This is a genomic window from Eubacterium sp. AB3007, assembly GCF_000688015.1.
Lineage (GTDB): Bacteria > Bacillota > Clostridia > Peptostreptococcales > Anaerovoracaceae > Aminicella.
This window is the reverse complement of sequence record NZ_JIAD01000001.1, coordinates 313,751-326,217: the sequence shown is the minus strand read 5'-3', so window position 1 is coordinate 326,217 and position 12,467 is coordinate 313,751. Positions and strand designations below refer to the sequence as shown.

Here is a 12,467-nt window from a genome sequence, read left to right as displayed (position 1 = left end):
CTGCTCCCCTGCGGTCTATTTTGTTATTTTTGTCACAACACGGGTATAAGGATAGTAAACCAAGTGTTTTAACCGAGGAGCCAACATGAAAACCATCACAGAACGCTATCGCCTGACACCCTACAGTAGCCGGACGTTTGATATGTACTTCGGTGGTCGGTCACTTTGCATCTTCGATATCGAGACCACCGGCCTCTACCCGCGCCGCGATCAGCTGATCCTGAGCGGGTTGATTTCGATCGACAATAACCTGGCAACGGTAACCCAATATTTCGCAGAGGATCCCTCTCAGGAGAAGGCCGTTGTGGACGCTACACTGAAGCAACTAGCCCTATCCGACGTCATTATCACCTACAACGGGCGCTCCTTCGACCTACCCTTTCTGCAGGCCCGGGCCAAACGATATCGGCTCCTAGCCCCTGCTTCCTTCTGTGACCTGGATCTCTACACTGTCCTGCGCTATCACTCTGACCTGAAGGATATGCTGGGCAGTCTCCGCCAAAAGTCCATCGAAAAGTTCATGGATCTGGCCACCACCAGAGATGACGAGATCGATGGCGGCGAAAGCGTCCGTCTCTACAACCGGTACCTGGAGTCGCCTAACACCGCTCTGGAGAAGACCATCCTCCTGCACAACCATGACGATATCATGCAGCTTTACCGCATCCTTCCGGTCATCGAGAAGTCTCGCTTCCACAGAGCCATGGCCTGCCTGGGATTCCCCGCCGGACAAAGCTTTGTGCAGCGGTGCCAGGTAAAGAAAGACGGTCTGCACATTGCAGCCCGCCTTCCGCAGCCCGTAGACTATATTCACTTCCCAACCGAGGCATTCCCCTGCAGCATCACCGCCTCCAGCGGAGAAGACACCTGCGAGATCCTGGTGCCTGCCATCACCGCCGCGAAAGGGCTTAGCGTTGCCGATGCCCAGAATCTGCTGCAGGACGCAGGAGGCATTCCGGAGGATCTGGCCTGCATGCCCGGCATGGAGAGTGGCTACCTGATCCTCTCTGATCACGGCACATCCAGCGACGCCACCATCAATCGATTCGTCATGTCACTGATGCCGGTGATCGAAGGGATGATACCCCTGGTTGAGTAAAAAATAACTGAAATACTTCTTGGCATTTCTACCCGGTTGTGCTATAATGGTAAAGACGTTTTGCGCCAGTAGCTCAGGGGATAGAGTAGCACACTCCGAATGTGAAGGCCGAGGGTTCGATTCCCTCCTGGCGCACCATCACAGGAACCATTGGAATTTCAACGATTCTATGGTTCCTGTTTTGTTTTTTGGCAAGCTATCGGTGGTCATCCCATTCCTTCCGTCAGTGCCCGCAGGCCTTTCAGATCTATGAGACGCAGACGGCCGCGACCGGTTTCCACCAACCCATCGGCCACGAACCGGCGAATGATCCTGGCGACCACTTCACGCGCGGTATTGATCTCCCGAGCGATCTGCTCATGGGTGATATGGATCTCCGGCACCTGCCCGGACCCGATCCCATTCCCAGCGACCTGATCCAGTAGAAATGCCGCGATCCGCTGATCGATACCATAGAACAGGATCTGCTGCATAGTCCACATCACATCGGAGAAACGCTCTGTCAGGACCTCGTAGATGTAACTGCGGACATAGACGTTCTCTTCCTTCAGCCCCTTCAACACCACCGTAGGCAGGATCAGGATCCGGCTGTCCTCCTCCACCACCATCTCCGTGTCGAAGGTGATCTGGTACAGAATGCAGGAGGCGGTAAGCACATCCGTCTCTCCTTTGTTGATATGATAGAGGGTGATCTCCCTGCCCTCCTCTGAGACCATGTACGCACGAACAGAGCCCTGCAGGACTACCACCATCCCCAAACAGTCCCCATCGGTAGCATGAAGCATACTCCCCGCCTCATACTCCCGGATCACCGCAAATTCCATCAGTCTGGTCCGTTCCCGCTCTGACATATGCGCCCAGAAGGGCATCCTCTCGATCTGGTTTCTCGTCTCCTGACTCTTGTCCATAGTCTCTCCTATCCAAAAAAAACAGATGATATACATCAAGTATACCATCTGTCAAAGGCTATTTTCAATAGTTACATCCGGCAGCTTACTTCATCATCTCCAGGATGCTCTCCTTGGGCTGCACACCCATGGTGTGGCTCACAGCCTCTCCATCCTTGAACACATACAGTGTAGGAATGCTCATGATCCCGTACTGCCGCGCCAGCTCCGGCTGCTCATCCACGTTCACCTTGCCGACCTTGAACTCCGGGTGCTCCTCCGCGATCTCCGCGACCACAGGTCCCAGCATCTGGCACGGTCCGCACCAGCTCGCCCAGAAATCCACCAGTACCGGCACCTCAGATTCCATTACCTCTGCCTGAAAATTGTCCTTTGTCAATACTACTTCTGCCATTGTATTCTCCTTTCCTGCACCCTGCCATCCATTGGCGGCGTGCGCTTTCTTCACTGTTTATGGTTTTATTATAGCGTTTTGGCGAGAGTCGTTCTGTGACCTTGTCACAAAACCTCGTATCCCAATCCCCTCAGATGTGATATAATCTTCTCAGGGACAAAGCCATGGGCTGTCCCCAAGGAGGCAAACCATTATGAAGATCATACTCTCAGGCATTACGACACTGGGCATCGAGCTTTGTGCACGGCTGCAGGACGAAGGCCACGAGGTCATCCTCATCGAGCGGGAACTGCCGCGGATCCGCTACAGTCTGGATACCAAGGACATCCGTGTCATCCGGGGCAACTGCGCCGCCATCAGCGCCTTGCAGGAGGCGGGCATCATGGAGGCGAACATTCTGATCGCCGCCACAGAGTCCGATGAGAAGAATCTCCTCAGCTGCATCACTGCCCACGACCTGAACAGTGAGATCCGTACCATCGCCAGAATACGCACGCCGGACTACTCAGAGACCACAGGGCTCTACTATGACAAGTTCGGGCTGTCCATGACCATCGACCCGGAGCTCTACGCTGCCAAGGATATCGAGTCCTTGCTGGCCTATCCGGGTTTTCTGCATAGGGAACGGTTCGCCAGAGATATGACGGATGTCATGACCCTTGACATTCCGGAGGGCCACCCCCTGTGCGGCCACCCACTGATCGATATGCCCAAGATCACCGGGCTCCGGGCGCTGATCTGTGCCGTGGTACGCAACGGGAAGGCGGAGACACCGGGGGCGGATTTTGTTTTGCAGGCCCACGATCAGGTCTATGTAACTGCCTCTGAGAAGGACCTGAAGACCCTTCTCACCTCCTTTGGCAAACGCAAGAGGACACGTGACGTGATGATCATCGGCGGCGGCGATACCAGCCGCGAGGTGATCCGCCGTCTCAGGTCCAGACATTACCGCCTGACGGTCATCGAGCGAAGCCGCAGCCTCTGCGAGCAACTGGCCTCCAACTTCCACGATGTCACCGTCATCTGCGGAGATGCCAGCCACCTGTCCTTCCTGGATGAGCAGGGACTCGCCCAGCAAGACGCGCTGCTCTGCCTATCCGGCAGCGACGAGACCAACACCATCCTGGGCGTGTATGGAAACAGTCTGGACGTGCCAGAGATCATCATCAAACTGAAAGACGACGACTATCAGCGGATCTTCGGGCACAAGACCCACGGGAACATCATCAACCCCCGAAGGCTTTGTGCTGACAGCATTATCCGTTTCGTCCGGTCGCTGGAGGGCCAGTCCAACGCGGCTGTCTCCGTTCGCACCATCGCAGGAGACACCCAGATCGCCGAGTTCATCATAGGTCCCGGCGCGCGCCACTGCGGCGAGAAGCTGAAGGACATCCGTTTCAAGAGCAACGTATTGCTGGCATCCATCAACCGCTACGGAAGCAATATCCTTCCGGGTGCAGACTCCATGTTCCTCAGCGGCGACCGTGTGCTGGCTGTCTACTCCCGGGATGACATCAAAGGATTCAACGATCTGTTCAGATAAACTATAGACAGGAGACACCATGAACTACAAGAGAATCGGATGGTTCCTTGGAATCGTCCTTTTGATAGAGATCGCGCTCATGCTCCCCTCTTTGCTTTTCACCGCCAACAACGGCGATCACCAGGTGACGGGAGCCTTCCTGAAATCCATCGCGATCACGGGGGTGGCCGCGTTGCTGCTCCTGGGCCTGACCCGTTCGGAATCCAGACGATACGCCGGTTGGGAGATGTTCCTGTGCGCCGGGCTCAGCTATGTGGCTGTCTGCCTCACAGGGGCTCTGCCCTTCTGGTTTTCCGGTCATATGCCATCCTATATAGACAGCCTGTTCGAGATCACCTCCGGTTTCACCACCACAGGCGCCTCACTGCTGTCAGACGTGAGTGACCTGGGCCCCGGACTGTTATTCTGGCGCAGCTTCAGCCAGTGGGTCGGCGGTCTTGCTGTGCTTCTGTTCTTCCTTCAGCTGCTGCCAAACAACTCCTATCGTCGCGGCCACCTGCAGGAACTGATCCAGAGCGCCTCTCTCCGGCACAAAGCCGGGAGCTACCTGCCCATGGTCTCCCGCACCACGGAGAGGATCCTGTTGATCTACGCAGGCCTGACCCTGCTGGACATGCTCCTTCTGAAGCTCAGCGGCATGCCCATGTTCGATGCCTGCTGCATCGCCTTTGGAACGGCAAGCACCGGCGGATTTACCGTGCTGAACACAGGACTGACCAGTTATCCGGTTGCCGCCAAAGTCATCACCCTGCTTTTCATGCTCCTGTTCGGTATCAACTACGCTCTGTATCTATTGGGGAGCACGGGCAACTACAGGCAATTCCTACGGGACGAGGAGCTCCGCACCTATCTTCTGCTGATCCTCCTGAGTTCCCTTCTGGTCGCCTGGAGCATCTATCGCCGGGGTGACGCAGGCACAGCCCTGGGCGCCCTGGGAAGCGCTGCCTTCCAGGTCACCAGCATCATTACCACCACCGGCTTCACGGTGACCAATTTTGCCCAGTGGTCCGGCCTGGCCCTGACCCTGCTCTATCTGCTGCTGTGGTGTGGAGGCTGTATGGGAAGCACCTCCGGCGGGATCAAGATCGGCCGAGCCCTGCTGCTATCCAAAGATATCCACCGCACCATGGTGGAACGGCTGGAGCCCAACCGGGTCATGGTCATCCGCCTGAACGGAAAGACCGTCTCCGAAAGCACGATGCGCCGCATCGTCACCTTCCTGACGGTCTATTTCATGGTGGTCATCGCCTCTTTTCTGATCATCTCCGCAGATCCCAACGGCCACAGTATAGATGCGAACTTCTCAGCAGTGATCGCCTGCATCAACAACACCGGCACCGGCATCGCAGAGATCTCCGCCCAGGGCAGCTACGCCACTTTCAGTCCACTCTCCAAGATCGTTTTGATCCTGGACATGCTGGTGGGTCGCCTGGAATTCTATCCGCTGGCAGCCTTGGTCGCGGCGGTGGTCCGAAAAGGTTGAGTTCTTCCTGGCTTACCAAAAGGCGGCTGTTCCTCGAACAGCCGCCTTGTTTTTTACTGTGTGATCATGCTGCAGATATCCTTGCTGAGCTGCACAGGATCCTCCACTGCAAGTCCGCTCACCAGCGCTGCCTGGTCATAAAGCAGTCTGGCGATCACTGCCGCCCGCTCCTTGCCTTCTGCGCCGTGCGTGAACGCATCCTGCAGTTTCGCCATCACCGCATGCTCCGGATTGATCTGAAGCACCTTCTCCGCGCTGATATGCTCATCGGTAGGCATGGCGTTGATGGTCTTCTCCATCTCCAGAGAGATGCCGCCCTTGCTGATCAAGCAACACGCCGCGTCCGCCAGTTTTGCGGACAGGCTGACCTCGGCCACCTTTCCTCCCAGAGTCTCCTTCACAAAGTCCAGCAGATCCTTGTTTTCTTCCTCTGCCTTCTTGACGGCTTCCTTCTCTTCCTCCGACAGCTCCTCGGTCATGTCCTCGTCAGAAATAGATTTAAACGGCTTCTCCTTGTATTCGTTCACCATGCGGATGGCGAACTCGTCGATCTCGTCCGTCATATAGAGGATCTCATACCCCTTGGCCTTGGCAGCCGCTGTCTGCGGGAGCATGTCGATCTTCTCGATGGTCTCGCCGGGAGCATAGTAGATGTTCTTCTGGTCCTCGCCCATGCGCTCGATGTACTCGTCCAGCGTGACCATCTTCTGCTCCGACGAAGAGTAGAACAACATCAGATCCATCAGGACGTCTTTGTGCATGCCGAAACTCTCGTACAAACCGAACTTCATCTGTCGGCCAAAGTTCTTGAAGAACGCCTCGTAGCCTTCCCGGTCGTCTTTCATCCACTTGACCAGTTCCTTCTTGATCTTCTTCTCCAGGTTCTTGGCGATGTTCTTCAGCTGACGATCCTGCTGCAGTGTCTCACGGGAGATGTTCAGCGACAGGTCCTGAGAGTCCACCAGCCCCTTCACAAAGTTGAAGTAATCCGGCAGCAGGTCCTTGCATTTCTCCATGATCAGCACGCCGCTGGAGTACAACTGCAGCCCCTTCTCATAGTCCTTGGTGTAGTAGTCATAGGGCACGTGACCGGGAATGAACATCAGCGCCGTATAGCTGGATACACCCTCTACGCTGGTGCGGATGACCCTGGCCGGATCCATGTAATCGGTGAACTTGCTCTTATAATACTCGTTGTAATCCTCGTCCTTGACCTTGCTCTTCTGGCGTTTCCAGATAGGCTCCATGGTGTTGAGGGTCTCCAGTTCGTGGATGGTCTCCATCTCCGGCTTCTCATCCTCCTCGGTGCCTTCCTTGGGCTGAGTCTTCTCCACCATCATCTGGATCGGGTAGCGGATGTAGTCCGAGTAGCGCTTCACCAGGTCGCGGATGGTGTACTCGCTGAGATAGTCGCTGAACTTTTCTCCTTCCACGTCCTCCTTCAGATGCAGCACCACACTGGTCCCGTTGCTCTCCATCTCGCTCTCTTCCACGGTGTATCCGTCAGAGCCGGTGGATTCCCACACAAAGCATTCCTCGCTGCCATAGGCTCTGGAAGTCACCTTCACCTGATCAGCCACCATGAACGCAGAGTAGAAACCGACACCGAACTGCCCGATGATATCCGTTGCCTTCTGTGCCTTGGCCCCAACGATGTCATTCTCATCCTTGCCATCCTCTGCATGCTCCTGCTTGAACGCAAGACTTCCGCTCTTGGCGATGGTGCCCAGGTTCTGCTCCAGCTCTTCCCTGGTCATGCCGATGCCATTGTCGCTGATGGTCAGCGTCCGCGCGTCCTTGTCCGCATCGATGCGGATCACAAAGTCAGAGCGCTTGATGCCGGTATCTCCGGACTCCAGGCTCTTGTAATACAGCTTGTCCAGCGCGTCACTGGCGTTGCTGATCAATTCTCTGATAAAGATCTCCTTGTTGGTATAGATGGAATTCACCATCAGGTCAAGCAGTTTCTTAGATTCTGCCTTAAACTGTTTCTTTGCCATTATCTCGCCTCCGATTATTCTGATTTAGCACTCTACATCTACGAGTGCTAACACACATATATACTCTACCACGTTCGCTGAAAAAGTCAAGTCCCTGCAAACAAAAAAACAGGGCTTTGTGCCCTGTAAAAACTATGATCAGTTGTGTACCACCACCGGCATGCCGGCATCCACGTTGTAGTAAAGCTCCTCTGCCTTGCTGTACGGCATGTTCACGCACCCGTGGCTTCCGGAATACCGATAGATGCTCCCGCCGAAGCTGCCCCGCCATGTAGCGTCATGACAGCCGATACCGCCATTGAATGGCATCCAGTAGGAAACCTTGGACTCGTACTTGCTTCCGTCCGCATTCTCTCCCCGCAGCGTGCACGGAGAGACCTTGTAGGCGATCACATAGAGACCGGTCGGTGTTCCGTACCCTTCTGCCTCGTTACCAGTGACCACATCGCTCTTGACGACGGTCTTGCCGTTCACCACGCACCAGAGTTTCTGGCGGCTGATGTCGATCTCCACATAGGAGTTGCCGATGTCGTTGCCGCTCGCCGGTGTCCTTCCGCCCTCATAGAGGAGGTCTCTGGTCACGTTGGTGCCTGCCGCAAAGTCCTTCTTCAGCTGCTTGTACTCCGCAGAGGTATCCACATAGACACCGTAGTTACCGCCGCTGACATGGACATGGCCGCCCACCAGATCCAGGTCATACTCCCCGCCGCTGACACTGAAGTTCTCCCGGAGCTTCTTGACGTATTTCTTGAGTTTTTTCTTCTTGATAATGCGATTCCCCTGCGCATCCGCCTCGATGAACTTGTTCATTTCCTTTGGCGGAATGGTGTAGGGACCCTTGAAGGTGTTCAGCTTGATCTCCTGCGACAGGTACTTCTTGCAGTACTCCAGCCGCTGCTGGATCTCCGGGCTGTTGGCCTTGATGGTGGGCTGCAGTCGGAAATCGTCCGGATCGTACTGGAACTCCATCTCGTTGGCACCGACACTGTCCATCAATGCCTGCTTGAGTTTCCTGGTATCAATGCCGTTACCGTAAACCTCGGACACCACGTTGAAATCATGAGTCGTCAGATCCACGTAGGCGTTCTTGGTCTCCTCGGTGCCCTTGGCATGCTTGACGATATCCAGGGCCGCGAACTGCTTGTTGAAGTTCTTGTCCTGATTGATGGGCTTCAGATCGATCTCGTACTCACGCTGATCCTTGTCGAAGAGCCTGGTGAACTTCTTGGGGAATCCCGGGTACAGGCACTTGCTGATCTTGTTTCCGAAATCATAGTTGAACTCAAAATCGCTGATCGTGCCAATGGGTTCCCCATCCTGATAGAGCCGCAGGGTCTCACTGTTGATGTAGTCCCTGACCTTCGTCTGGGCCTGCTCCTCTGTCAGCCCGGATACGTCCACGTCGTTGATGGTGCTGTCCTTCTGGAAGGTGTTCGGGCTCATGAGGTAACGGTCGGACAACACGTAGCCCGCACCCAGAAGGATGGCCAGTATGATCAGGACCGCTGCGATTTTCAGCCCTTTCCCGCGGCGCCTGGACTCTTCCTCCCGGTCTTCTTCCTCAAACACCTCAGAGAAGGTCAGTCCCTTCCCTTCCGGTTTTGTCGAAGGTTCCTCGGCCGGGGCTTCCTCTTCGGCTGGCGCCTCCTCATCGGCCGGGGCTTCCTCTTCGGCTGGCGCCTCCTCTTCGGCCGGGGTTTCCTCCTCGGCTGGCGCCTCCTCTTCGGCCGGGGTTTCCTCCTCGGCCGGGGTTTCCTCCTCGGCTGGTGCCGCCTCTTCGGCCAGGGCTTCCTCTTCGGCTGGTGCCGCCGGTGCTTCCACCTCCTCGGCTGCCACAGCGACCGCTTCCGGTTCCTCGACAGGTTCCTCGACAGATTCCTCTACCTCGATATATGGTTCTTCCTCCACAACCACAGGGTGGCTGTAAAGCTTCTTCCTACGCTCATTCCGCTTGGCCTGATGCTTGTTCCTTGCGATCTGACCATGCTTGGCATCGTGCTTTCCTCTATTTCTTGCCAAATGTCTGGTCCCCCTTTGTTTCTAAACACATACGAGACATTATACTCTATTTTCCCTGCTAATTCAAGCGCTATCCTCGACTATTTCGACAGTTGCTGTGTGTGATATAACCTGGCGTACTCGCCCCCTCTGTCCAACAGTTCCTGATGCGTGCCTTCCTCTGCGATCTGCCCGTGTTCGATCACGATGATCCGGTCCGCATCCCGCACGGTGGACAGCCGGTGTGCGATCACCAGACTGGTACGACCTTTGGACAGCTCATCAAAACTCTTCTGGATGTGCTGCTCGGTGATGGTATCCAGCGCCGAGGTGGCCTCGTCCAGAATGAGGATCTTCGGGTTCTTCAGAATGATACGGGCGATGGATACCCGCTGCTTCTGCCCGCCGGATAACTTTGTGCCACGTTCTCCCACGTAGGTCTGGAACTGATCCGGCATCTCCATGATATCGTCGTAGAGCTCCGCCTTTCTGGCCGCAGCCACCACTTCCTCGTAAGAGGCGCCCGGCCGCCCGTAACGGATGTTCTCAAAGATCGTGTCCGCAAAGATGAATACCTCCTGCTGTACGATACCGATGCTTTCGCGGATGGATGTCTTGGTGACGTCGCGGATATCGGTACCGTCGATGAGGATGCGGCCCTCCGTCACGTCATAGAACCTGGGGATCAGCTGACAAAGCGTTGTTTTGCCGCCGCCGGAATGCCCCACCACGGCCACCGTCTCCCCCGGATGTACGTGCAGATTGAGATGGTCGATGACCTCTGCCTTTTCGTTGTAGGCGAAGGAGATATCTTCGATGCGGATATCCCCCTCGGAGACTCTGAGCGGCATGGCATCCGGTTTCTCTGTCACATTGGGCCGAAGTGCCATCAGTTCCATGAACCTGGACAGTCCCGCGGTGCCATTGGCGAAGACCTCCGCAAAATTGGAAAGCTTGCGGATGGGGGTCACAAAGGTGTTGACGAACAGGGTGAAGGTGATCAGGTCGATGTAGTTCAGGTGCCCTTTCATGATCAGGTAACCACCGAACGTGATCACGGCCACCGGCATGATGCACATGAAAAACTCCTGGCTGGCGTTAAATGTGCCCATGGCCTTATAATAGTCGCTCTTGGCCCCCACAAACGTGTCATTGGATTCCGAGAACCGCTCCCTCTCCACACCCTCGTTGGCAAAGGCCTTGCTGGTGCGGATGCCAGAGATGCTTGTCTCGATCTCCGCGTTGATGGCGGCTAGTCTGACCTTCACTTCCTTGGACGCCCGGGCCATGTTCCGCCGGCGGTTCATGACGATGATCAGGAAGATCGGGATCAGCACCGCCACCACCAGCGCCAGCCTCCACTCGATGGTAAACATGAAGGTCAGCGAACCGACGATAGTGAGCACAGAGATCAGCAGATCCTCCGGCCCGTGATGCGCCAGCTCCGTGATCTCGAACAGGTCCCCGGTCACCCGGCTCATCAGCTTGCCGGTGCGGTTGTTGTCGTAGAACTCAAAATCCAGTTCCTGCAGATGGTTGAACAAAGCCGCCCGGATGTCTGCCTCCACCAGCACCCCGAAGGTGTGACCGATGTATGTCATGAAATAATAGCAGAGAGATCTGAGCATGTAGAACACCGCCACCGTAGCCATCAGTCCAAAGAACACGCCGAACATCTGGTTTGGAAGCATATTGTACATAGCGTGCCTGGAGACCAGCGGAAACGCCAGATCCACCACCGCCACCATGATGGCACAGAACAGATCGATGGCAAACAGTTTCCTGTGCGGCCGGAAATACGTCAATAGAGTTCTGATCATACTCATGCACTCTCCTCCTTTTCTATCGTATTGCTGCCACTACAGCATATCTCAACTTATAATACCCCCGATCGAATGGGTCCAAACGCGGAACTGGCAATAAAAAAATCGTTGAAATTTCAACGATTTAGATGGTGCGCGATGAGGGACTTGAACCCCCACGGTCTCCCACTAGAACCTAAATCTAGCGCGTCTGCCAGTTCCGCCAATCGCGCAAAATATCGCCCCAACGTAGCAATTATATCATATCGGTGGTGGCAGAACAAGATGTGGCGGAAAACTTTTTGGCGGACTCTCCCTACTCTTTCCTCATCCGAGCGATACATCCAGCGTCATCATGACGGAGAATCCCACCGCAAACAGAAGCACACCTACATGCGAGTGCTCCCCTTCGGTCATTTCCGGGATCAGTTCCTCCACGACCACGTAGATCATGGCCCCTGCCGCAAAAGAAAGCAAATACGGCATGGCCGGGAGAATCACACTGGCGGCAAGCACCGTCAACAATCCAGCCGCCGGTTCCACAACACCGGACAGGAACCCATCGACGAACGCCCGGCCCCTGCTCCTTCCGGCAGCATACAGCGGCATGGAGATGATGGCTCCTTCCGGGAAATTCTGGATCGCGATCCCTGCGGCAAGAGCCAGCGCGCCACCTGCCGTGATCATCCCGGAGCCGGACACATACCCGGCATATACGATCCCTACCGCCATTCCCTCTGGGATGTTATGCAGCACCACCGCCATGACCATCATGGTGGTTCTGGCCATATGGCTGTGCATTCCCTCAGCCTTGCTTTCGTTCACATGCAGATGCGGGATGAGGTGATCCAGCAGGCACAGAAACAGCACCCCCAGCCAAAACCCCGCCACCGCCGGAAGAAAGGCAAGCCGCCCCATGGCGTTTGCCTGCTCCAGCGCAGGGATAAGAAGACTCCAGATGGAAGCTGCCATCATGACACCCGACGCGAATCCCGCCAGCGCCTTCTGCACCTGCATCCGCAGCCCGCGCTTCATAAAAAACACACAGGCGCTCCCCGCCGTCGTTCCCGCCAACGGGAGCATCAGCCCCAGTAATACCTCTTGTGACAACATGTATTCCTCCTGCTCATACGGATCGATTTCTAACAATTATACCCTATCCCTTGTATTTATTCAACCACAAAGCAGAAGCACACCACCCTTCCCGGTGGTGTGCTCCAGACTGTAGACAAACCTGCTT

General features: G+C 55.7%; 9 protein-coding genes and 2 tRNA genes. 4 read left to right on the top strand and 7 right to left on the bottom strand.

Annotation, left to right across the window (positions count from 1 at the left end; genetic code table 11):
• Positions 1-85 precede the first annotated feature (85 nt).
• Both P156_RS0101625 and P156_RS0101620 read left to right on the top strand, forming a co-directional pair.
• Complete coding sequence (locus tag P156_RS0101625) at positions 86-1,099, top strand: ribonuclease H-like domain-containing protein (protein WP_027868655.1); 1,014 nt, start codon at positions 86-88, stop codon at positions 1,097-1,099.
• Between the two features lie 62 nt (positions 1,100-1,161).
• Positions 1,162-1,237, top strand: a tRNA-Arg gene (locus P156_RS0101620).
• A 68-nt stretch (positions 1,238-1,305) separates the two neighbouring features.
• Here the strand turns inward: P156_RS0101620 and P156_RS0101615 are convergent.
• A complete protein-coding gene (locus tag P156_RS0101615; protein ID WP_027868654.1) occupies positions 1,306-2,007 on the bottom strand; it encodes a Crp/Fnr family transcriptional regulator in 702 nt (233 codons plus the stop codon).
• An 85-nt stretch (positions 2,008-2,092) separates the two neighbouring features.
• A complete protein-coding gene (trxA, locus tag P156_RS0101610) occupies positions 2,093-2,401 on the bottom strand; it encodes a thioredoxin (protein WP_027868653.1) in 309 nt (102 codons plus the stop codon).
• 193 nt (positions 2,402-2,594) lie between these two features.
• On the opposite strand from trxA, the gene trkA reads away from it, so the two are divergent.
• Both trkA and P156_RS11115 read left to right on the top strand, forming a co-directional pair.
• Entirely contained in the window at positions 2,595-3,944 is a 1,350-nt protein-coding gene (gene trkA, locus P156_RS0101605) for a Trk system potassium transporter TrkA (protein ID WP_027868652.1), read from the top strand.
• 19 nt (positions 3,945-3,963) lie between these two features.
• Positions 3,964-5,427, top strand: a complete 1,464-nt coding sequence (locus P156_RS11115; protein ID WP_051600501.1) for a TrkH family potassium uptake protein — start codon at positions 3,964-3,966, stop codon at positions 5,425-5,427.
• Positions 5,428-5,480: 53 nt separating this feature from the next.
• Here the strand turns inward: P156_RS11115 and htpG are convergent, their stop codons facing one another.
• The 5 genes from htpG to P156_RS0101575 form a co-directional block, all read right to left on the bottom strand.
• Entirely contained in the window at positions 5,481-7,427 is a 1,947-nt protein-coding gene (gene htpG, locus P156_RS0101595) for a molecular chaperone HtpG (protein ID WP_027868651.1), read from the bottom strand.
• A 138-nt stretch (positions 7,428-7,565) separates the two neighbouring features.
• Positions 7,566-9,446 (bottom strand): L,D-transpeptidase, encoded by a 1,881-nt coding sequence (locus tag P156_RS12610; RefSeq protein WP_051600498.1) that lies wholly within the window; start codon positions 9,444-9,446, stop codon positions 7,566-7,568.
• 80 nt (positions 9,447-9,526) lie between these two features.
• On the bottom strand, positions 9,527-11,251 hold the full coding sequence (locus P156_RS0101585; RefSeq protein ID WP_034802037.1) for an ABC transporter transmembrane domain-containing protein: 1,725 nt from the start codon (positions 11,249-11,251) through the stop codon (positions 9,527-9,529).
• Positions 11,252-11,377: 126 nt separating this feature from the next.
• Positions 11,378-11,460: transfer RNA gene (locus P156_RS0101580), tRNA-Leu, on the bottom strand.
• A gap of 94 nt (positions 11,461-11,554) precedes the next feature.
• Positions 11,555-12,340, bottom strand: coding sequence for a ZIP family metal transporter (locus P156_RS0101575; protein WP_185752116.1), 786 nt, complete (start codon positions 12,338-12,340; stop codon positions 11,555-11,557).
• Positions 12,341-12,467: the final 127 nt, after the last annotated feature.